This is a genomic window from Streptosporangium sp. NPDC053982, from assembly GCF_055585205.1.
The window spans coordinates 21,214-41,961 of sequence record NZ_JBVJKQ010000026.1; the positions used below are offsets into that span (position 1 = coordinate 21,214).

The window sequence follows — 20,748 nt, forward strand, 5'->3', positions numbered from 1 at the left end:
CGCTCGAACACGTGTGCGCAGCCTACCGTCCTTCCCGCCGCGCCGTGTACAAGCTTGCCACCCGGGGGCCTCCGGCGTTACCTCCGGTGTGATCTCTCTTACCCCTGGGCACTTTCCGCTCTGGGCGTAGCGGGGGCCCGGTTGGGAACGTTCGCATCGGGTTAGATGTTCTCTCAAGTGACTGACGCCAGATCCCTCCAATCGGGGATGACCTGAAAGGCGATACGTGACTGGAATTCTCGCCCCCACCAAGCAGCTGACGGCCGCGGATCGTTGCGACCGGTGCGGCGCACAGGCCTACATCCGCGCGACCCTGCCCGCGGGCGGAGAGCTGTTGTTCTGCGCCCACCACGGCCGGCAGCACGTGGCCGTGCTGCGCGACAAGGGCGCCGACATCCAGGACGAGTCGGCGCGCCTCAGCGACACCCCTTCGAGTGCGAAAGAAGACGAACGCTAGAAGCCGACGGGAGCCGGTAGTGATATCGCCCCACCACGGCGCCCTCCCGCCGCCCGTCCGGCGGCCGGGCCGGGCGTCCGGCTCTGGCTTGATCCGATATATCCGCCGCGCCGCCCTGCCCCGGCCCCACCGGGGTGGGGAACGCGCTCTCACCCGTCCATGGCCGTGGCACCACACACGTGGCGCCACGGCCATGCGGTAGCTTCACCCCTCATACCTCCGCCTCACCCGGGCGCACGGTGTTCCCTGCCACACCGTCACGCGCCGCCCCGGCCGTACGGTGATCCGCCGTGGCCACCTCACCGTGTGAGCCTTCCCGGCCACGCGGCGACCGCCCCCGTCATCGCCGGGCCCTCGTACCGCGTCCCGGCCGTACGGTGACCCGCCCCTTCTCCCGCCCGCGCGCACCGGGCCCACTACGCTCGGCGACTGTGCTGATTCTGCTGCCGCCGTCGGAGGGGAAGGCCGAACCCGCCGAAGGCCCCGCCCTCGACCCGTCCCGGCTGAGCTTCCCGTCGCTCAACCCGTCGCGGGAAACCGTCCTGTCCGCGCTCGTCGCGCTGTGCGAGGGGCCCCGGGCGCAGGCCGTGCTGGGGCTTTCTCCCGGGCTGCTCGGCGAGATCGGCAGGAACCGGGCCCTGCGGACCGCGCCCACGCTGCCCGCCGCCGAGCTCTACACCGGCGTGCTCTACGACAACCTCGGCCTCGCCACGCTGTCCCCGGGGGCCGCGGGCCGGGCGACCCGAAGCCTGGTGATCTTCTCCGGTCTGTGGGGTCTGCTGCGGCCCGCCGACCGGATCCCGTCCTACCGGCTGTCCATGGCCGTGCGGCTGCCCCCGCTCGGCGGTCTCGCGGCCTGGTGGCGCCGCCCGGTGACCCCTGTCCTCGACGCCGAACCCGGCCTGGTCGTCGACCTGCGCTCGGGCGCCTACGCGCCGGCCTGGCGTCCGGGCGACCGGGCCGTCGCGGTGCGGGTGCTCAGGGACGGCAGGGTCGTCAGCCACATGGCGAAGGCCACCCGGGGCGCGGTCGCCCGCTCGCTGCTGGAGTCGGGTGACGACCCCGGGACGCCGGAGGAGCTGGCGAAGGTGCTGGACGGCATGGGCCACGACGTCGTGCTCGGTCCCGAACCGGCCGCCGGACGGCCGTGGATCCTCGACGTCGCCGCGCGTGACGGGACCTGACGAGGTTTCGTGACACGACGAGGGGACTCGCGGCATGACGGAGCCCGGCGCGCCCATGCCGTCCCGTCATCTCGCGGCACGACGGAGCCCGGCGCGCCTGTGCCGGCCCCCCATGCCGTCCCGTCATCTCGCGGAGCGGCGGGACGACGTGCCCGACACGACGAGGGGGCTCACGCCGTACGGCGTGAGCCCCCTCGCGTCGGCCTTCCGGCCGAGGGTCAGTCGAGGTAGTCGCGAAGGACCTGCGACCGGGACGGGTGGCGCAGCTTCGACATGGTCTTGGACTCGATCTGCCGGATGCGCTCGCGCGTCACGCCGTAGACCTTGCCGATCTCGTCGAGCGTCTTGGGCTGACCGTCGGTCAGGCCGAACCGCATGGACACCACGCCCGCCTCGCGCTCCGACAGCGTGTCGAGCACCGAGTGCAGCTGCTCCTGCAGGAGCGTGAAGCTGACCGCGTCGGCCGGGACGATCGCCTCGGAGTCCTCGATGAGGTCACCGAACTCGCTGTCGCCCTCCTCACCCAGGGGGGTGTGCAGGGAGATCGGCTCGCGGCCGTACTTCTGGACCTCGACGACCTTCTCGGGGGTCATGTCGAGCTCGCGGGCCAGTTCTTCGGGAGTGGGCTCACGACCGAGGTCCTGGAGCATCTGCCGCTGCACACGGGCCAGCTTGTTGATCACCTCGACCATGTGGACCGGGATGCGGATGGTCCGCGCCTGGTCGGCCATGGCCCGGGTGATCGCCTGCCGGATCCACCAGGTGGCGTAGGTGGAGAACTTGTAGCCCTTGGTGTAGTCGAACTTCTCCACCGCGCGGATCAGGCCGAGGTTGCCCTCCTGGATGAGGTCCAGGAACAGCATTCCGCGGCCGGTGTAACGCTTGGCCAGCGAGACCACCAGGCGGAGGTTGGCCTCCAGCAGGTGGTTCTTGGCCCGGCGGCCGTCCTCGGCGATCCACTCAAGCTCCGCGCGGACGTCCACCGGGAGGGTCTCACCGTCGGTGGCGAGCTGCTCCTCGGCGAACAGGCCGGCCTCGATGCGCTTGGCCAGCTCCACCTCCTGCTCGGCGTTGAGCAGGGGGACCTTGCCGATCTGCTTGAGGTAGTCCTTGACCGGGTCGGCCGTGGCGCCGGCGGCGGCGACCTGCGGCACGGGGGCGTCGTCGTCGTCATCGGAGATGATGAGGACCTCGTCCTCGGTCTGCTTGAGGACCTCGCCCTTGGGCTCCTCGGCCTCGGTCTCGGCCTCGACCTCCACCTCGGTCTCGGCGTCGCCCTCCGTCTCGGCCTCGACCTCCTCGACCTCCAGGTCGAAGTCCTCGATCTCGACGTCCTCGAGGTCGATGACCTCGTCGTCCTCGGCGCCGGCGGACTTGGGCTTCGGCTCGGGCTTCGGCGTCACCGCCTCGGCGGCGGGCCGCTTGGGCTGCGCGGGCACGGGCTTCTTCGCCGCCGGGGCGGCCTTCTTGGCCGGCGGCTCGGGCTTCTTGGCCGCGGGAGCGGGCTCGGAGCCGCTGACGACCGCGGTGACGGTCTCCGGCTGCTCCTTGGCCGCGGCGGCGGTCTTGGTCTTCTTGACGGGGGCGGGGGCGGGGGCGGCGGGGGTGCGGCGCTTGGCCGGAGTCCGGGACTTCTTGGGAGCCTTGGAATCCTCAGCGGTCAACCGTACGGTGATGCCCTCTTTGCTGAGGTTGCGCAGGATCCCAGCGACCTGCGCCATCGGGATGTCCGCTTCCTCGACGGCCTTGCGGACATCCTCGGACTCGAGGAACCCCTGCGAGCGTCCCCGCTCCATCAGCTGCTGAATGACGGGCTCGTTCAGCTCGGATGGCTTCGAGCGAGTCGAACTTGCAGGCGACACGAACACCTCTCGAAGGAAAGCGTGACGAGAATGGACCCAGATGCCCGCTAGGGGCGAATACCTCTAGTTGTACTGGACGAGGCCGCGCGAACCGCGACGCACCTGTCAAGCATTGTGACATGACACCGTGATCCATACGGCCGCCTCCTGGCGGTTGTCCTCCACCCTAGGCCGACCAAGAGAGTAGTGCGTACGTAAGCGCGCCACCGATACCCGAAAGCAACCGTTATGACTGTTTCATTCAGTCACTCTTCGTGGCGGGTGGGACGTGGATCGCCAGTACCGTGACGTCGTCATCCTGCTCATATCCCGCCAGCATGCGATCAACGAGGAAGTCGAGCAACATGTGAGGACTTCCCACGACTTCCGGAGGAGCCTCGGTCACGACGGAGCACAGATCGGCGAGTCCCGCGTCCAGCCCGCGCTTGCGGTTCTCCACCAGGCCGTCCGAGTACAGGACCGCGGTGTGTCCCGGCGGCACGCAGAACCGGAACTGCCTGCGGCTCGTCGGCCAGCCGAGCGGGGTGCTCGGCTCGCCGTCGCACAGGATCGGCACACCCTGGGGCGAGACCAGCAGGGGCGGCGGATGGCCGGCCAGGGCCAGCGTCCCCTCTCCCGTGCCGGGCTCCACGACCATGTAGGCGAGGGTGGTGACCTGCTCCTCCTCCTCGGTCGCCTCGAACACCCGGTCCAGGCCGGTGAGGACGGCCGCGGGCGGCGGGTTGGTCAGCGCCAGGGCCCGCATGGCGTTGCGGATCCGGCCCATGCCGGCCGCGGCCTTGACGCCCTTGCCCATGACGTCGCCGACCACCGCCGCGACCCTGCCGTCCTGCAGCACGAACGCGTCGTACCAGTCGCCGCCCACCTGCACGTGGCGGCTGCCCGAGCGGAACCGCTGGGCCAGCACCAGGCCCCGCACCACCGGCAGGCGGTCGGGCAGCAGGCTGCGCTGGAGCGTCTCGGCGGTGCGGTGCTCCCGCTCGAACAGCGTGGCGCGCTCGACGGCGAGGGCGCACTGACCGGCCAGGGCCTCCAGGAAGACGCCGTCCTCCTGGGAGATCTTCTGGGGACGGGTGAAGGAGAACCGCAGGGCGCCGAGCGCGCGGCCTGCGGCCAGCAGCGGCAGTCCCACCCAGGCCCGCTCGTCGCTGTGCGCGATGAACCCGGAGATGATCTCCTCGTCGCCTCCGGCCTCGGCGAGCTGGGCGCGCAGGCTCTCCGGGGACTCGGCGAAGACGGGGCGGCGGCTGTTGACGGCCATGGTCATCACGCTGGAGTGCGCCAGCGGGATCTCGTCGCCCGGCGCGCCGGGGACGTCGGGGATGCCGCCGTTGTTGACCAGCTTCAGGGCGGCCCGGTCGACGTCGAGCAGGGCCACCGCCGACCGGTCGGCCGCCACCGCCGTACGGCCCACGTCGATGATGACCTGGACCACCTGCTCGACGGTGAGCGCCTCGGCGAGCATCGCCGTGGCGCCCTGGAGGCGGGCGGTGCGCAGCGCGGCGGCGCCGAGCTGGTCGGTGAGGCGGCCGCGCATCTCCTCGGCCTCGCGCTGCGGGGTGACGTCGGTGTTGGCGCCGACCCACTCGACCACCCGGCCGTGCCGGATGATGGGGACCGCGCGCACCTCGAAGTGGCGGTAGCCGCTGGCACGGGTGCGGACGCGGTAGCTCCACTCGAACATGGTCCGGCCGCGCAGCGCCTCGCGCCACGCCTCCTCGGTGTGCGGCCGGTCGTCGGGATGGACGGCCTCCAGCCAGCCGTGGGCGAGATACTCCTCCAGGCCCTGGCCGGTGATGGCCCGCCACTGCGGCGCGTCCTCCACGACGGCCCCGCTCGGCGAGGTGATCCACACGAGCTGCGACTGGGCCTCGACCAGCGAGCGGTAACGCTCCTCGCTGCGCCGCAGGTCCTCCTCGACCTGCCGGCTGCCGGTGACGTCCACCCCGACGAGGCAGACCGCGCGGAGCGCGTCCTTGTCGTCGTGGACCGGGGAGAAGGTCAGCGACCAGTGGCGGGTGCCGCCGTCGGCCGCGCGCACCCGGATCCGCTGGTCGGCCTCGACGTCGGCGCCCGCGGCGACGCCGCGGACCGCGCTCTCCAGAAGCGAGGTGAGGTCGGCCGGGAGCAGCTCGCCCGGCGTCCGGCCGACCAGCCGCTCGGCGGGAAGGCCGACCACGTCGGCGAAGACCTCGTCCACCCGGTGGAAACGGCCGTCGGGGCCGAAGAACGCGAAGGCGAAGGGCGACTGCGACAACAGGCCATGGAGCAGACCGGAGTCCGAGATGTCCACACCAGACTCCCGGGGACGGGGCACGGAGGTTTCGGCGCTCATGGTCGGCACCTCCGTCGCGTGCCAGGGTCTCCCACGAGGCACATCTCCAAACTTGCGAATCGGCGTAGCGCAGCTCCGGGGGACCGGATCTGCAGTACATCATCGGCGATGGGTGCGTGCGGACGGAAGCCCCGCTCAGGATGCGGCGAAGCGCGCATCCCGCGGACCCTCCCCGGTCCGGGACCGGAACCCGCACGCTGACGCGCCGGGTTCCCGGCACGGGCATCGCCCGACCAGCATTCCGCCGAAGCCGAATGGTGGCGCCGTTCCCCTCCGCGTCCACCTCCGTATGCCGCCAGGACCCTAGCAGGATCAAGCCGGACCGTCCCGACAACCGTCCACCTCGGCCCCGCGCGCGCCCCGAACAAGATCAGGCTACTGACTCAATCCCGATTTGGCTCCCTCTTCGGGGACATTCGTTTACTCCCCGACCTCACAAATCTGTCAGAAATCATGTCAACCCGGCATCTCGGACGGGCCCAGGGGTTGACAGGCGCACGATAGGCTGTGAAATGAGAACGCACGTCCCCGCCGTCCGTCCGGGGGTTTGCCCCGGGATCCCGGAGGAATGCGACATACATGTCCGCTCTGGTCGCCCGTCTCGCCGGCGGTGCAACGAAGCTCCATGATCCGGTGAGCGCCCGCCTGGCCCATGAGTTCCTCACCGTCCCCTCCGCGGCCGTCAGCAGGTGCGTGGCCGACGTCCGCGCCTGCGCGGAGCATCTGGGGATCGACGCGACGCCCGAGGTGGTGGAACGCGTCGCCCGCGAGCATCTGCTCGCGCTCGTCAACTCCGCGCCGCCGCCCCGAAGTCCCCGGTAACATCGAGATCACCGGAGCGCGTCCTACGCACCGTTTGGCCCGGGAATGCGAGAAGGTTGGGGCGTGAGCGAGCGAACCGATCAGCGCGGCGGCACCGGGATCCGGCCGACGGGGGAGGCCGCTTGAGCCGGCGACACCGCCGAGACCCTCGGGAGAACCAGTCTCCCGACGAGGTGTTCTCCGAGATGCTGGTGGCCGCGCGCGAACTGCTGGCCGTACGCAGCCCGCTGGACGCCGAGCTCATGGTCTCCGACATGGTGGGGGCCTGGTGGGGGCGCCGTCTGAAGGGCGGCGACGCCGAGCAGGTGCTCGGCGAGGGCCTGGTCGACTACGCCGCCAAGGCCGGCTCCCCCGCCGCGCTGACCCTGCTGATCGCGCTGGCGTACCTCGGCACGGCCCGCCAGGCGGCCAAGGCGGAGGGCGCGGCGCTGGCGCTCATCGAGCGCGACGTCGCCAGGCCCCGCTGGGCCGACCGGCTGGGCGCGGTCAAGCCCACCGGCTGCTACGTCTCCCGAGACGCCTACGGCGACCAGGACACCGTCGTGTGCGCCTTCGGCTACCGCGGGGCCGAGGCCGCCGAGGAGCCGCACGCGCTGGTCATGGTCGTCGACTACAACATGCGCGGCATCGCCCGCGACGCCTGGGTCTCCTCGCACGTCGACAAGCTGCTGGAACAGGCCAGGGCAGAGGCGGAGGCCAACCCGATGCTCCGGTTCGAGGAGATCGAGCCGCAGCAGGCGCGGGCGCTGCTGGAGTCGGCGATGAAGGCCACCGCCGAGTACGGCGACCGCAGGACGACCGCGCCGGTCAGCGACAGCTACAGCGCCTACCACGCCTTCGCCCGCTCCCGGATCAAGGCGTTGCCGCCCGGCCGCAAACGCCCGGCCCCGCTGCACAGCGAGGCCCCCTACAGCCGCGACCGCCGGGCGATGCTCGCCGCGGAGTTCCTCTCCTCGGACGCGGCCGAGCACCTGTCGGACCCGTCGGCGGCCTCACGGTGCGCCGACCACATCATCGACTACGGCTGCGACCAGGACTTCGGACGTCCCCTGCGGGTCAGCCCGGCCAAGTGCGAGGCGTTCCTGCTCGACTGGCTGCCGCGCAAGGTGATGCTCAGCCCGGCCGAGCAGGAGGCGGTGCCGCACGTGCTCGGTGCCTGGGCGCGCTTCGCGGCCCGCCGGACCGGGCTGCCGGAGGAGGGCCTGCGCGCCACGCTGGACGGGATCTGGGAGGCGACGGGGAAGTTCGCCGAGGCCTACCGCGACCCGACCACCTTCGGCATCGACCGCGACCTGCTGGAGAGGCTGCTGCCCGACGGCGACCTGTCGGCGCTGGCCCGGCGGGTCTTCGCGTTCCCCTTCCTTCAGGGCACGCACGGCGAGGTCAAGCTCGACGTGCTCAACCCGGCCGACGACGCCGACCGGCGGGTCCTGCTGGAGATCGACCACGCGGACGAACTGCTCCGGCCCGACCGCGACGAGCACCTCGCCTGGCACGAGGAGATCGCCGGCCGGCTGTGGGAGGGCGACCCCCCGCAGCTGTGGGAGGCCGCGCAGCGGCTGCTGGACCTGGGCCACGACCGGCACGACGTCCTGCACGTGCTGATGGAGATCGTCGAGCGGATCGGCGACGACCCCGAGGAGCTCGCCGTCGCCCTCGACGACATCGCCGACATCCCCGACGAGCCGCCGGGGACGAAGGGACCGTGGTGACCGGCGTGGCGACCGGTGTGGCGATCGACCTGAACGCCGATCTCGGCGAGGGGTTCGGCGTCTGGCCGCTGGGCGACGACATCGCCCTGCTGGACATCGTGACCAGCGCGAACATCGCCTGCGGCTTCCACGCCGGCGATCCCCGTACGATCCGCCGCACCTGCGCGGCCGCGGCCGACCGGGGGGTGGCCATCGGCGCCCAGGTCTCCTACCACGACCTGGCCGGCTTCGGGCGACGCGAGATGGAGGTCGATCCCGAGGAGCTGTGCGCCGAGGTGCTCTACCAGCTCGCGGCGGTGGACGGGATCGCCAGGGCGATGGGCGGCCGGGTCTCCTACGTCAAGCCGCACGGCGCGCTGTACAACCGGATCTGCCGCGACACCGGGCAGGCCGAGGCCGTCGTGGCGGCGGTGGCCGGCTACGACCCGGGCCTGCCGGTGCTCACGCTGCCCGGCTCGGCCGTCCACGCCGTCGCGGCCCGCGCGGGCGTGTCCACCGTCACCGAGGCGTTCGCCGACCGCGCCTACACCCCGGCCGGCGCGCTGGTCCCCCGCCGCTCCCCCGGCGCGGTGCTGCACGATCCCGCCGCGGTCGCGGCCCGCGCCGTACGGATGGCGACGTCCGGGACGGTCACCGCGGCGGACGGCTCGGAGGTCGCGGTGGACGCCCGCTCCATCTGCGTGCACGGCGACACCCCCGGCGCGGTGACGCTGGCGCGGGCCGTCCGCGAGGCGCTGGAGGCCGCCGGGGTGAGGCTGCGGTCCTTCCGGTGAGGACCCCGGCGACACGCTCCACCGGCCCGGGCGCGGCGCGGGTACGGCCGGCCCGCCCGGTCCTGCGGGAGGCCGGATGGTGATCCGCCGGGCCGGGGAATCCGCGCTGCTGGTGGAGACCGGCTCGCTGGAGGTGTCCCACCGGCTGGACGCCCTGCTGCGGGAACACCCCCCGGCGGGGGTGACCGAGATCGTGCCCGGCCCCGCCACCGTCCTCGTCGTCGCCCCGGGCGCCGACCCGGGAGCCCTGCGGGCCCGGTTGTCCCAGCTGCTCGGCGCGGCGCGCGACGCCGCCCCGGCCCCCTCCGGGGCGCGCGGGACGGTGACGGTCCCGGTGGTCTACGACGGCCCCGACCTCGCCGAGGTGGCCGAGCTGAGCGGGCTGCCGGTGCGGGAGGTCGTCGAGCGGCACACCGGCGTGGAGCTGACGGTGGGCTGGCTGGGGTTCGCCCCGGGCTTCGCCTACCTCATCGGCCTGGACCCGGCGCTGCACGTGCCACGCCTGTCCACGCCCCGGACCTCGGTGCCCGCCGGGGCGGTGGCGATCGCCGGCGAGTACTCGGCGGTCTACCCCGCGGCCTCGCCGGGCGGCTGGCGACTGCTCGGGCGGTCCTCCCTGACCGTGTGGGACACGGCCGCCGACCCGCCCGCGCTGCTCACCCCCGGCACCAGGGTCCGCTTCCGGGCGGTGCCGGGATGAGCGCCGCCGTCCTCTCCGTTCGATCGGGTCCGTTTCCGGATGTCACAGGGATGAGCGCCGCCGTCCTCTCGGTCCGATCGGGTGGCCGTCCCGGCGGTGCGGGATGAGCCCGGAGCCGGCTCCCGGCCCCCGCGTGGTCGAGGTGGTCGCGCCCGGCCCGTACGCCACCGTGCAGGACCTGGGCCGTCCCGGCCACGGCCACCTCGGGGTGCCGCGTTCCGGCGCCGCGGACGCGCCGAGCCTGCGGCTGGCCAACCGGCTGGTCGGCAACCCCGAGGACGCCGCCGGGATCGAGCTGACCTTCGGTGGCGCCCGCCTGCGGTTCCCCGCCGGCGCCTGGGTCGCCGTCACCGGGGCACCCTGCCCCCTCACGCTCCACGTCCCCGGTGGAGCGGGGGACCCGGCCGGCTCCCCCGCCGCCGGGCCCTCGCGGGACGCGGCACGGGGTCCGGCACGACCCGGAACCGCGGGGCCGTACGCGCCGGTGTGGGTGCCGCCCGGCGGCGAGCTGCGGGTGGGGACGCCCGCCGAGGGGCTGCGCACCTACGTCGCGGTCCGCGGCGGCCTCGACGTGCCGGCCGTCCTGGGCAGCCGCTCGACCGACGCGCTCTCCGGCCTGGGCCCGGCACCGCTGGTCCCGGGGCTGCGCCTGCCTCTGGGCCCGGCCGCCGGCCTGCGGCCGATCGTCGTCGACGCCGCGCCGCCGCCTCCGGCCCCGCGGGGCGTGCTGCGGGTGCTTCCCGGCCCCCGCGACGACTGGTTCGCCCCGGACGCGCTGGAGGCGCTGTGCGCCGCGCCGTACCGGGTGAGCGAGCACAGCAACCGGGTCGGCGTACGGCTGACGGGGACGGTCCTGCGGCGCGTCCGCGACGGTGAGCTGCCCAGCGAGGGCATGGTGGCCGGGGCGGTTCAGGTTCCGCCGGACGGCCGGCCGATCGTCTTCCTCGCCGACCATCCCCCGACCGGCGGCTATCCGGTCATCGCCGTCGTCGTCCCGGCCGACCTGGCGACGGCCGCGCAACTGCGTCCGGGGGACCCGGTCTGGTTCCGTCTCCGCTGACCCTTTATCGTCATATCGACGATAAAGGAGAGCGCATGTCCCTCGCCGAACTGCTGGACCCCCTCCTCCAGCCCGCCTTCACCCTCGCCGGGACGCCGACCAGCTGGGCCGAGCTGCTGGGCTTCGCCAGCGGCATCCTCACGGTCTGGCTGGTGGCCCGACAGCACATCGCCAACTGGCCGATCGGGATCGCCAACGTGGTCCTGCTGGGACTGGTGTTCCTGGCCGTCGGGCTCTACGCCGACGCGGCCCTGCAGGTCCTCTACGTGGCGCTCGGCGCGTACGGCTGGTGGCAGTGGACGTACGGCGGGGCGGGCCGCACCCGGCCGGCGGTGCGCCGGACCCGCCGCGCCGAGTGGACCGCGCTGGCCCTCTGCGGCGCCGCCGCCACCGCCGTGCTCACCGTCGCCCTCGCGACCTGGACCGACTCCACCGTGCCCTTCTGGGACGCGCTGACCACCGCGCTGTCGCTGACGGCCACCTACGGGCAGACGCGCAAGCTCGTGGAGTCGTGGTGGCTGTGGATCGCGGCCGACCTGGTCTACATCCCGCTCTACGCCTACAAGGGGCTGTACCTCACCGCCGTCCTGTACGTGGTCTTCCTCGCGCTCTGCGTCGCGGGCCTGCGGGCCTGGCGCGGAGAGCTCGCGGCCCGGCCGGTCCCGGTGACGGCGTGACCGGGATGAGCGGCTTCGGCGACGTGAGCGGGCCGGGCCGTCCCGGCGATGTGAGCGAGGGTCGTCCGGGCGACGTGAGCGGGGCGGGCCTTCCGGATGACGCGACCGGGGCGGACGGCGCGGCCGGGTCCTTCGCCCACGGGCTGGTGATCGGCAAGTTCTACCCTCCGCACGCGGGTCACCACCACCTCGTCGACACCGCGGCGGCCCGGTGCGCCCGGGTGAGCGTGGTGGTGACCGCCTCGTCGGCGGAGAGCGTCCCGCTGGCGCTGCGCGCCGCCTGGCTGCGCGAAGCCCACCCGCAGCCCGGCGTGACGATCGCCCCGGTGGTCGACGACGTCGAGATCGACTACGGCGATCCGGGGATCTGGGCCGCGCACGTGGCGGTGTTCCGGCACGCGCTCGCCCTGGCGCACGGCGTCGTCCCGCGGATCGACGCGGTCTTCTCCTCGGAGGAGTACGGCCCGGAGCTGGCCCGCCGGTTCGGCGCCGCCCACGTGAGCGTCGACGCGACCCGGGCGCGGTTCCCGGTGAGCGGGACGATGGTCCGGCGCGACCCGGTGGCGTGCTGGCCGTGGCTGTCCCCGGCGGTCCGCGGCCACCTGGCCCGCCGCGTGGCGGTCGTCGGCGCCGAGTCCAGCGGCACCACCACCCTGGCCAGGGACCTGGCCGCCCACTACGCCGCCCGGGGCGGGCCCTGGGCGGCGACCCGCTGGGTGCCCGAGTACGGCAGGACGTACTGCGAGGAGAAGCTCGCCCTGGCCCGCCGCCGGGCGAAGGCGGCCGGGCTTCCCGAGCCGTGGCTGGACGGCCTGGAGTGGGACTCCGCGGAGTTCACGGAGATCGCCGAGCGCCAGCTCACCTGGGAGGACGCCGCCGCCCGCGTGGGCTCCCCGCTGCTGGTGTGCGACACCGACGCGTTCGCCACCTCGCTGTGGCACGAGCGCTACCTCGGGACGGCCTGCGCCGTTCCCCCGCGGGCCCGGCACGACCTGTGGATCCACACCTCCGTGGAGGACGTGCCGTTCGAACAGGACGGCTGGCGGGACGGCGAGGCGATCCGGCACCGGATGGACGCCCGCTTCCGCGAGGAGCTCCGGGCGCGGGGGCTGCCGCACGTCGTGGTGTCCGGGCCTCCGGCCGCGCGGCTGGAGCGGGCCGTCGAGGCGGTCGACGCCCTGCTGGCACGCGGCTGGACGTTCGCCCCACCGCTGTGACCGCTCCCCGGCACCGCCGGGGAGCCCGTGTGGCCGGGGCACCCGGGCCACCGGGACAGCCGGGGCGCTGACACGGCCGGGGCGCCGGGCGCACCGGACGGGCGGACGCGGCGGGGCGGCGGGCGCGGCGGGGCCCCGGGCTCGGCGGGGCCCCGGGCTCGGCGGGGCCCCGGGCTCGGCGGGGCCCCGCCGCTCAGGCGCCGGTCCGCCCCCGCCGCAGCAGGGCCCCGACGCGTTCGGTCTCGGCGGCCAGGGCGGCGGCGGGCACGTCCTCGAAGAGATCGAGGACGATCTCGCCGTCCTTCGCCTCCCAGACCCCGGCGACCCGGCCCCGGTGGACCACGACCGGGGAGATCCAGCCGGCGGCCCGGCTGACCTTCGGCCGGGCCGCCGCGGGCAGGAGCGGCGTGAGGTCGCGGGGAGCGCCCAGGATGTACTGGTCGAAGCCGGGCAGCAGGTGGACTCCGGCGGCGGGGACGGTCGCGGCCAGGTCGTCGAGGTGCCCGGCGAGGATCGTCATCGGCCGTCCCTCGACCTCGACCTCGGCCAACTCGGGGGCGAGGTCGCCGAACCAGCCACGCAGCGCCGCCTTCCGGGCTCCCCCGCGGTAGAGCCAGGTGTCGAAGGTCTCGGGGGTGGCGGGGCCGTGCGCGCCGAGGAAGGAGCGGACCAGCCGCACGCCGCCCTCCTCGGGAGGGAGCGATCCGGGCCGGTGCCCGGCCAGCCAGTCGCGGGGGCTGACGAAGGTCACCCGGCCCGCGCGCGGCGGGCCGTAGCAGAGCTCGCCGAGGAAGCTGAGCGGCTTGAGCAGGGCGCCCCAGCCGGAGGTGAGCGCCTCCCGCAGGTGAGCGTCGCCGGTGGTCTCGACGACCGCCTCGACCAGTTCCTCGCGGGTGAGCGCGCGGCCCGCGAGCGCCGCGGGCACCGCCTCCAGGATCGCGACGACCTCGGCGGCGGAGACGCCGTGGCCTCGCTGCCAGGACCCCTTCTCCCAGTGGCGGAAGGAGCCGAGGACCGAGGTGTGGGCGGCCAGCTCGTCGGCGGGGACCAGGTGCAGGGTGCCGCGCGCCGTCCAGGTCTTCACCAGGGTGCGGTCGCGCCACAGGGCCTCGTCGAGCTCGCCGGGGCGGGGGGCGGCGTGCCGTACGGCCACGGCCAGCTCGGCGGAGGAGGCCACCTGCGCCTGCACCCCGGTCAGGCGGCGGACCACCGAGACCGCGTCCGGGCCGGCCACCGGGTCGACGAACTGCCGCCTCAGCCGCCAGGCGAGCACCTGCGGCCAGGTCACGGAGACAGACATGGATCAGGTTCTACACCACCGCCCCGGTGCAGAGATCACCGGCGGCCGGACCGCGCGGGCCGGCCACCGTACCGGCCGCTGTGCCGACCGCCGTTCTGCATGGGGGCCCGGCTCCCGGGGCACCGGCCGGACCGGCGGGCCGGGCGGACCGGGCGGACCGGGCGGACCGGGCGGACCGGGCGGACCGGGCGGATTGGCAGGCCGGGCGGACCGGGCGAGCCGAGCGAGCCGAGCGGGCCCGTCCCCGGGGACGCCGACGCGGATTCAGCGGGTGAAACCGATGTCCTGGTAGCGCAGGTCGTAGAAGCCGCGGGCGCCGTAGTTGGCCACGTCGCGGCCGACCGCGACGTTCTGCGGGCGCTGGTAGAGCGTCACCACGTTGACCTCCTCCCAGATCAGCCGGTCGGCGGCGTTGGTGGCGGCCAGGGCCCGCTCCGGGTCGAGCTCGGCGGTCGCCTTCTGCATGGCGGCGTCGATCCGCGGGGAGCCGATGCGGCCCAGGTTGGCGTTCCACCGGAGGTGCCCGGCGGCGTCCTTGGACGCGTCGGCGTACTGGCCGTAGCCGCTGGAGACGGGGAAGGGCGTGCCCACGTAGGAGAACGCGGTGATGTCGTAGTTGCCGGGGATGATGTATCTCGTGAAGTAGTCGTCGCTGGGCACCGACTGGATGACGACCCTGACGCCGATCCGGGCGAGCATGCTCTGCACCAGCTCGGCCTCGGACTTGGTGAGCTGGAGACCGGACGGCACGACGAAACGCAGGCTCAGGTCCCGGCCGTCCTTGCGGCGGGTCTGGCCGGAGAGCCTCCATCCGGCGGCGTCCAGCAGCCGCCCGGCCTCGGCGGGGTCGTAGACGCCGGTCCTTCCGGCGTTGTCGCGGTAGCCCTCCTGGGTGTTCATCAGGAAGTGGTTGCCCAGCAGGGTGATGGGCCAGTCGAGGCCCTGCAGGTCGGACCGGGCGATGACCTGCCGGTCGATGCCCGTCGCGACGGCCCGGCGCACCCGGACGTCGGAGAGCGCCGCGCTCTCGCCGTTCATCGTGATGTGCCGGAAGTCCGGGCCGGCGGCCTGCCGTACGACCGCGTCCGGAGTGCTTCTGGCCCGCATGTAGTCGGGTGCGGACGGGCCGACGTCGAAGGTGTCCAGCTCGCCGTTGCTGAACGCGCCGACCAGCGCGTCGCTCTCCATCGCCCGGAAGATGATCTGGTCCAGCTTGGCCCGGTCGCCCCACCAGCGGTCGTCCCGCAGGAGCGTGACGGTCTTGGCCGTCTGGTCGAACGATCCGAGCCTGAAGGGCCCCGCGGTCACCGGGATGCGGTTCAGCCAGGCGGTGTTGAACGCCTGGGGGGTGGCGTTGGTGGACCTCGGGTACAGCGGCCCGAACAGCGACTGCCAGTCGCCGAAGGGACGGGCGAAGGTGACGACGGCCTCGTGGTCGTCCCGGCCCCTGGCGACGTCCTGGATGTCCTGGTAGCCGGTGGTTCCGGCAACGCGGTAGGCGGGATCGGAGCCGTTCAGCGCCCGCCACTGGGCGCGGTAGTCCTCCCAGGTGACCGGGGTGCCGTCGGACCACCGGGCCCGGGGGTTGAGCCGCAGCGTGACGACCTGCCTGGGGGTGCGCGCGGTGACCTCGCCGGAGAGCACGTAGTCGGTGTTCGCCGACACGTGGCCCTGCTCGTCGGAGCGGAAGGCGGAGGGCATCAGCCCGTCGATGACCTTCTTGACCATCGCGGAGTTGCCGTCGACGTGGTTGAGGTTCCAGTTGGCCGGATACTCGCTGAGGCCCCAGCGGAGCCGCCCGCCGTTCTTGACCCCCTCGCGCGGGACGGGGTTGATGTCGTAGGCGCGGATCGGGCCGGCCCTGTCGTCCCCGCCCGGCCCGGTTCCCCGCCCGCCGGCGCAGCCGGTCAGGGCGAGCGCCCAGGCCGTGGCAAGCACGGCGGCGAACGCGGCCGCGCGCCGGAATGATGTCACGCTTCCTCCTGGTTCATCCGACTGGTTCGTCCGACTGGTTGATCCGACTGGTTCGTCCGACTGGTTCGTCCGACGTCGCCTCTCTGGCCTCGTGACGCGGCCCGACCACCCGCCGCGGCCCCGGTACGGCGTGCTCCCCGGCTTCGTGACGCGACCGCCCACCCGCCGCGACCCCCGTACGGCGTGCTCCCCCGGCCGGCGGTCTCATCCGGCTCCGGATCTCTCCGCGAAGTGGCACGAGACGGCGTGGTCGTCGCCGAACGTCCGGAGCGGGGGCCGCTCGCCCGAGCACCGCGCCCGCTCGGCCTCGCCGAGCATCCGGAACAGCGGGCAACGGGTGCGGAACCGGCAGCCGGAGGGCGGGTCGGCCGGGCTGGGCAGGTCGCCCTCCAGCAGGACGTGCCCGCGGGAGCGCTCCGCGACGGGATCGGGCACCGGCACGGCCGACAGCAGGGCCCGCGTGTAGGGGTGCAGCGGCGCGGCGTAGACCCGATCGACCCGGCCGATCTCGGCGATCACCCCGAGGTACATGACCGCGACCCGGTCGGCGAGGTGCCGGACCACGGCCAGGTCGTGCGCGACGAACAGGTAGGACAGGCCCAGCCGCGCCTTGAGGTCCGTGAGGAGGTCGAGCACGCCCGCCCGGACCGACACGTCGAGCGCGGAGACCGGCTCGTCCAGCACGACCAGGCGGGGCTCCAGCGCGAGCGCGCGGGCGATGCCGACGCGCTGGCGCTGTCCCCCGGAGAAGTCCTGCGGGTGGCGCGCGGCATGGCCGGATTCCAGTCCGACCAGGCGCAGCAGCTCGCGGACCCTCGGCCCCGGCCGCCGCACCCCGTGGGTGCGCAGCGGCTCGGCGACGATGTCGTAGACCGTCATCCGGGGGTCGAGCGAGGCCATCGGGTCCTGGAAGACGACCTGCAGGTCGCGCCGGATCGCCATCCGGTCGCGGGCCCCCAGCGCCGCGACGTCGCGGCCCAGCACGGTGACCGTGCCGCCCTGCGGCCGTTCCAGCCTCAGGATCTCCATCAGCGTCGTCGTCTTGCCGCAGCCGGACTCCCCGACGAGCGCCAGCGTCTCGCGTTCCCGGACGTCGAAGGAGACGCCGTCCACCGCCAGGACCGTGCCGATCCGCCGCCGCAGGAGCGTCCCCTTCGTCAGGGGGTAGTGCCTGACCAGGCCATCCACCGCGAGGACCACCTCACGGTCCCGCCGCGGCCGTGCCGCGCGCCCGCCGGGCCCCTCCGGGACTCTCTCGTCGGCCGTCCCGCCGGGTTCTTCCGGGACTTCCCCGCCGGTCGTCTCACCGATCCGTGCCGGGACGCCTGCCTCAGCCGGAAGACCCGCCGCCGGGAGGACGCCCGGGGGGCGGACCGCGAGCACGGCCCCGCCCGTTGCCTCGATCTCGCCCGCGCGGACGCACGCGGCCAGGTGGCCGGGCGAGCCGACCTGTTCCAGGGCGGGCTCGGCGGCGGCGCAGGCGGGGACCGCCAGGGGGCAACGCGGCTCGAACGGGCAGCCCGGGGGCAGCGCCGCCGGCGACGGCGGCGTCCCCTCGATCGGCACCGGCCGCTCCGCGGCGTCCAGCCGTGGGACCGCGGCGAGCAGGCCCGCGGTGTACGGCATGCGCGGCCGCAGGTAGACGTCGTCCACCGGCCCGGTCTCGACGGGCCGCCCGGCGTACATGACCATCACCCGGTCGGCGAACCCGGCCACCACCCCCAGGTCGTGGGTGATCAGCACGATCGCCGCGCCGGTCTCACGCCGCGCCCGCCGCAGCACCTCCAGCACCTGGGCCTGGACGGTGACGTCGAGGGCGGTGGTGGGCTCGTCGCAGAGGATCACGTCGGGGTCGTTGGCGATCGCCATCGCGATCATGACGCGCTGACGCATGCCGCCCGAGAACTCGTGCGGGAAGGCGCGGGCGCGCCGCGCGGCGTCGGGGATGCCGACCAGGTCGAGCAGCTCGACGGCCCGGCGGGCGGCGTCCCCCCTGCTCACCCGCTGGTGGATCCTGACCGCCTCGGCGATCTGGTCGCCCACCCGGTAGACCGGGGTGAGTGCGGAGAGCGGGTCCTGGAAGACCATCGAGATCGCCTTGCCCCGGACGGCCGAGAGGGTCTTCTCGTCCGCCCCGAGGATCTCCCGGCCGCGCAGCCGCACCGAGCCGGTGACGCGGGCGTGCGGCGGCAGCAGGCCCATCACGGCCAGCGAGGTGACCGACTTCCCAGACCCCGACTCGCCGACGACGCCCAGCACCTCCCCCGGCCGGACGGCGTAGCTCACCCCCCGTACGGCGCGCACCGCCCCGGCCCCCGCGCCGAAGGTCACGTGGAGGCCGGTCACCTCCAGCACCGGGCCTGGCCGCTCCGCCGGGTCACGGCGGTCCGCCGAGTCGCCCCGGTCAGCCGGATCGTCCCGATCCGCCGGGCCGGCCGGGTGCGTCCGGCCCGTGCCGGGACGGCCCGCCGTCTCCGCCCGGAGCCCGCCGTACCCCTTCATCTGCGTCCTCTCCCGGAGGTTCATCCGCGTCCTCTCCCGGAGGCCGGGTCGAAGGCGTCCCGCAGGGAGTCTCCGACCATGTTGACCGCGAGCACCGTCACGACCAGCAGCCCGGCGCAGAACCAGAACGTCCACGGGGCGTACAGGGCCGTCTTCGTGCCGTCGGCGATGAGGCTGCCCAGCGAGACGTCGGGCGGCTGGATGCCGAAGCCGAAGTAGGACAGGGAGGTCTCGGTGAGGATCGCGGCGCTGACGTTGAGCGTGGCGTCCACGACCAGCAGCGAGGACATGTTCGGCAGGATGTGCCGGAAGACGACCGTGGTGGGCCGCACCCCCATGAACCGGGCGGCGTGCACGAACTCCCGCTCCCGGAGCGAGATCGTCACGCTCCGCACGATCTTGGAGGTGACCATCCACAGGAACAGCGCCAGCACCAGCACGAACAGCGGCCACTGACCGCTCGCGAAGAGCGGCGACATGACCGCCAGGATCAGGAAGGCCGGGAGCACCAGCAGCAGGTCGGTGAACCAGGTCAGCACCCGGTCGGTCCAGCCCGCGAAGTATCCGGCGAACGCTCCCACCACGGCCGCCAGCGCGGTGCCGACGACCGCGGCGAGCAGGCCGACGACCAGCGACCGCCGCATGCCGCGCAGCGTGACGGCGTACACGTCGGCTCCGGTCTGCAGCGTGCCCCACCAGTGGACGGACGAGGGCGGCGCGAGGAAGGCGGTGAAGTCGCGGTCGGTGTAGCTCCACCGGCCGAGCAGCGGGCCGGCGAAGGCCAGCAGGAACATCAGCGCCAGCAGCGCGAACCCGGCCCGGCCCTGGAACGAGCCGAAGAAGCGGCCCGCGACCACCCGGAGCCGCGACGGCGCACCGAGCCGGTCTCCCGCCTCCAGCTGCTCGGCGAGCTCCTCGCCGGTGACGCTCATCGGCCCGCCCCCACCCGGACCCGCGGGTCGAGGACGGCGTGCATCAGGTCGGAGGCCAGGGCGGCGGCCAGCACCGCGAGGGCGGCGAAGCAGCTGATCGCCGCGACGGTGTTGACGTCGTTGGCGGAGATGGAGTCGACGAGCTGTTCCCCCATGCCGTGCCAGCCGAAGATCTTCTCGGTGAAGGTCGTGCCGACCAGCAGCGCGCCGAAGGTGAAGGCGAAGTAGGTGACCGCCGGGATCAGCGCGGTGCGCAGCGCGTGCCTGACCAGCGCGGTACGGCGGCGCAGCCCCTTGGCCATGGCCGTGCGCACGAAGTCGGCCCCCAGGACGTCGAGCATCATGTTGCGCTGGTAGCGGCTGTAGACCGCGGCCAGGCCCAGCGACAGCGACAGCGTCGGCAGGGCCAGGTGCCGCAGGCGGTCGGCCGCCTGCGCGGCGAAGCCGCCGGGAAGGCCCGGCGTCGCCTCACCGCTGACCAGGAAGACGTGGGCGCCCACCAGGTAGTTGAACCAGACCGCGGCGATGATCAGGACGTTGGCGAGCACGACGGTGGGGACGGCCAGCACGGCGAACGACGCGCCGGTGGACAATCGGTCGAACGGGCCGTACTGCCGGACGGCCGCGCAGGCCCCGACGAGCACGCCGGTGACGCTGCCGAGCAGCAGCCCGGCGGTGATCAGCCGCAGGGTGACGCCGATCCGCCGCCCGAGGTCCTGGTTGACCGACCCGCCGGTGACCGTCCTGCCGAAGTCGCCGCGCACGACCCCGCCCGCCCACCTCAGGTAACGCTCGGGCAGCGGCGTGCGATCGTCGAGGTTCAGCTCGGCCAGGCGGGCGTCGACCACGGCGGGCGGGATCGGCGGGTTGCGGCCCTCGTAGTTGGCCCGCGGGTTCAGCGCGGTGGCCGCCAGCGCGTAGGCCAGGCTCGTGGCGACGGCGATCAACGCCAGGTAGTTGAGCAGCCTGCGGAAAAGGAATCCCGCCATCGTCCCCCTCCGCGTTCCCGCGCGCCGTCGGCAGCCATCCTGCTACATAATGCAGCAGCACGAACACGCTACGTGCCCAATCGGGGGTGCGGTCTCGGTCAAGCGCCTCCCGGGTACGGCCGGGCCCCGGGCCGGAGCGCGGAATCCCGGCTCCCGGAGCCCCGGGCCGGAGCATGGAGCCGGGCCGGAGCATGGAGCCGGGATTCCGAGGCGGCCCCCGGCCCCGGCTCCCCGCCCCGGCTCCCGGCTCCC

16 protein-coding genes are annotated in these 20,748 nt (G+C 73.8%); 9 read left to right on the plus strand and 7 right to left on the minus strand.

Going from position 1 to position 20,748, the window contains the following annotated elements; translation table 11 throughout:
- Positions 1–226 precede the first annotated feature (226 nt).
- Entirely contained in the window at positions 227–457 is a 231-nt protein-coding gene (locus ACZ6W9_RS35030; protein ID WP_362942635.1) for a DUF7455 domain-containing protein, read from the plus strand.
- Positions 458–888: 431 nt separating this feature from the next.
- Complete coding sequence (locus ACZ6W9_RS35035; RefSeq protein WP_389965320.1) at positions 889–1,641, plus strand: YaaA family protein; 753 nt, start codon at positions 889–891, stop codon at positions 1,639–1,641.
- A gap of 218 nt (positions 1,642–1,859) precedes the next feature.
- Here the strand turns inward: ACZ6W9_RS35035 and ACZ6W9_RS35040 are convergent, their stop codons facing one another.
- Complete coding sequence (locus ACZ6W9_RS35040; protein ID WP_470121616.1) at positions 1,860–3,503, minus strand: RNA polymerase sigma factor; 1,644 nt, start codon at positions 3,501–3,503, stop codon at positions 1,860–1,862.
- Positions 3,504–3,744: 241 nt separating this feature from the next.
- Entirely contained in the window at positions 3,745–5,838 is a 2,094-nt protein-coding gene (locus ACZ6W9_RS35045; RefSeq protein WP_362942644.1) for a SpoIIE family protein phosphatase, read from the minus strand.
- A gap of 579 nt (positions 5,839–6,417) precedes the next feature.
- Here ACZ6W9_RS35045 and ACZ6W9_RS35050 point away from each other — a divergent pair.
- From ACZ6W9_RS35050 to ACZ6W9_RS35080, 7 genes are all read left to right on the plus strand, one after another.
- Positions 6,418–6,660 (plus strand): hypothetical protein, encoded by a 243-nt coding sequence (locus ACZ6W9_RS35050; protein ID WP_362942647.1) that lies wholly within the window; start codon positions 6,418–6,420, stop codon positions 6,658–6,660.
- A gap of 185 nt (positions 6,661–6,845) precedes the next feature.
- On the plus strand, positions 6,846–8,372 hold the full coding sequence (locus ACZ6W9_RS35055; RefSeq protein WP_389965891.1) for a hypothetical protein: 1,527 nt from the start codon (positions 6,846–6,848) through the stop codon (positions 8,370–8,372).
- A 17-nt stretch (positions 8,373–8,389) separates the two neighbouring features.
- Positions 8,390–9,145 (plus strand): LamB/YcsF family protein, encoded by a 756-nt coding sequence (locus ACZ6W9_RS35060; protein WP_389965888.1) that lies wholly within the window; start codon positions 8,390–8,392, stop codon positions 9,143–9,145.
- A 76-nt stretch (positions 9,146–9,221) separates the two neighbouring features.
- A complete protein-coding gene (locus ACZ6W9_RS35065; protein ID WP_389965313.1) occupies positions 9,222–9,845 on the plus strand; it encodes a 5-oxoprolinase subunit B family protein in 624 nt (207 codons plus the stop codon).
- A gap of 103 nt (positions 9,846–9,948) precedes the next feature.
- Positions 9,949–10,905 carry a 5-oxoprolinase subunit C family protein gene (locus tag ACZ6W9_RS35070; protein ID WP_470121619.1) on the plus strand — a complete coding sequence of 319 codons (957 nt, stop codon included), beginning with the start codon at positions 9,949–9,951 and terminating at the stop codon, positions 10,903–10,905.
- Positions 10,906–10,940: 35 nt separating this feature from the next.
- Entirely contained in the window at positions 10,941–11,582 is a 642-nt protein-coding gene (gene pnuC, locus ACZ6W9_RS35075) for a nicotinamide riboside transporter PnuC (RefSeq protein WP_362942659.1), read from the plus strand.
- Positions 11,583–11,587: 5 nt separating this feature from the next.
- On the plus strand, positions 11,588–12,799 hold the full coding sequence (locus ACZ6W9_RS35080) for an AAA family ATPase (protein ID WP_389965885.1): 1,212 nt from the start codon (positions 11,588–11,590) through the stop codon (positions 12,797–12,799).
- Between the two features lie 193 nt (positions 12,800–12,992).
- Here the strand turns inward: ACZ6W9_RS35080 and ACZ6W9_RS35085 are convergent, their stop codons facing one another.
- The 5 genes from ACZ6W9_RS35085 to ACZ6W9_RS35105 form a co-directional block, all read right to left on the minus strand.
- A complete protein-coding gene (locus tag ACZ6W9_RS35085) occupies positions 12,993–14,099 on the minus strand; it encodes a winged helix DNA-binding domain-containing protein (RefSeq protein WP_389965307.1) in 1,107 nt (368 codons plus the stop codon).
- A gap of 264 nt (positions 14,100–14,363) precedes the next feature.
- Positions 14,364–16,073 (minus strand): ABC transporter family substrate-binding protein, encoded by a 1,710-nt coding sequence (locus tag ACZ6W9_RS35090; RefSeq protein ID WP_389965304.1) that lies wholly within the window; start codon positions 16,071–16,073, stop codon positions 14,364–14,366.
- 204 nt (positions 16,074–16,277) lie between these two features.
- Positions 16,278–18,599, minus strand: coding sequence for a dipeptide ABC transporter ATP-binding protein (locus ACZ6W9_RS35095; protein WP_389965302.1), 2,322 nt, complete (start codon positions 18,597–18,599; stop codon positions 16,278–16,280).
- Positions 18,596–19,507: an ABC transporter permease gene (locus tag ACZ6W9_RS35100; RefSeq protein WP_389965299.1), complete on the minus strand. Its 912-nt coding sequence runs from the start codon at positions 19,505–19,507 to the stop codon at positions 18,596–18,598. The genes ACZ6W9_RS35095 and ACZ6W9_RS35100 overlap by 4 nt, the downstream gene beginning before the upstream one ends.
- The gene (locus tag ACZ6W9_RS35105; protein ID WP_389965296.1) at positions 19,504–20,496 is read right to left on the minus strand and encodes an ABC transporter permease; all 993 of its coding nucleotides are present in this window, start codon (positions 20,494–20,496) and stop codon (positions 19,504–19,506) included. The genes ACZ6W9_RS35100 and ACZ6W9_RS35105 overlap by 4 nt, the downstream gene beginning before the upstream one ends.
- Positions 20,497–20,748: the final 252 nt, after the last annotated feature.

What these genes read in the sequence shown, in the direction of transcription:
- ACZ6W9_RS35045 (WP_362942644.1), bottom strand. Translation starts at nt 5,838, where the DNA reads ATGAGCGCCGAAACCTCCGTGCCCCGTCCCCGGGAGTCTGGTGTGGAC.
- ACZ6W9_RS35050 (WP_362942647.1), top strand. Translation starts at nt 6,418, where the DNA reads ATGTCCGCTCTGGTCGCCCGTCTCGCCGGCGGTGCAACGAAGCTCCAT.
- ACZ6W9_RS35055 (WP_389965891.1), top strand. Translation starts at nt 6,846, where the DNA reads ATGCTGGTGGCCGCGCGCGAACTGCTGGCCGTACGCAGCCCGCTGGAC.
- ACZ6W9_RS35065 (WP_389965313.1), top strand. Translation starts at nt 9,222, where the DNA reads ATGGTGATCCGCCGGGCCGGGGAATCCGCGCTGCTGGTGGAGACCGGC.
- ACZ6W9_RS35070 (WP_470121619.1), top strand. Translation starts at nt 9,949, where the DNA reads ATGAGCCCGGAGCCGGCTCCCGGCCCCCGCGTGGTCGAGGTGGTCGCG.
- pnuC (WP_362942659.1), top strand. Translation starts at nt 10,941, where the DNA reads ATGTCCCTCGCCGAACTGCTGGACCCCCTCCTCCAGCCCGCCTTCACC.
- ACZ6W9_RS35080 (WP_389965885.1), top strand. Translation starts at nt 11,588, where the DNA reads ATGAGCGGCTTCGGCGACGTGAGCGGGCCGGGCCGTCCCGGCGATGTG.
- ACZ6W9_RS35085 (WP_389965307.1), bottom strand. Translation starts at nt 14,099, where the DNA reads ATGTCTGTCTCCGTGACCTGGCCGCAGGTGCTCGCCTGGCGGCTGAGG.
- ACZ6W9_RS35095 (WP_389965302.1), bottom strand. Translation starts at nt 18,599, where the DNA reads ATGAACCTCCGGGAGAGGACGCAGATGAAGGGGTACGGCGGGCTCCGG.
- ACZ6W9_RS35100 (WP_389965299.1), bottom strand. Translation starts at nt 19,507, where the DNA reads ATGAGCGTCACCGGCGAGGAGCTCGCCGAGCAGCTGGAGGCGGGAGAC.
- ACZ6W9_RS35105 (WP_389965296.1), bottom strand. Translation starts at nt 20,496, where the DNA reads ATGGCGGGATTCCTTTTCCGCAGGCTGCTCAACTACCTGGCGTTGATC.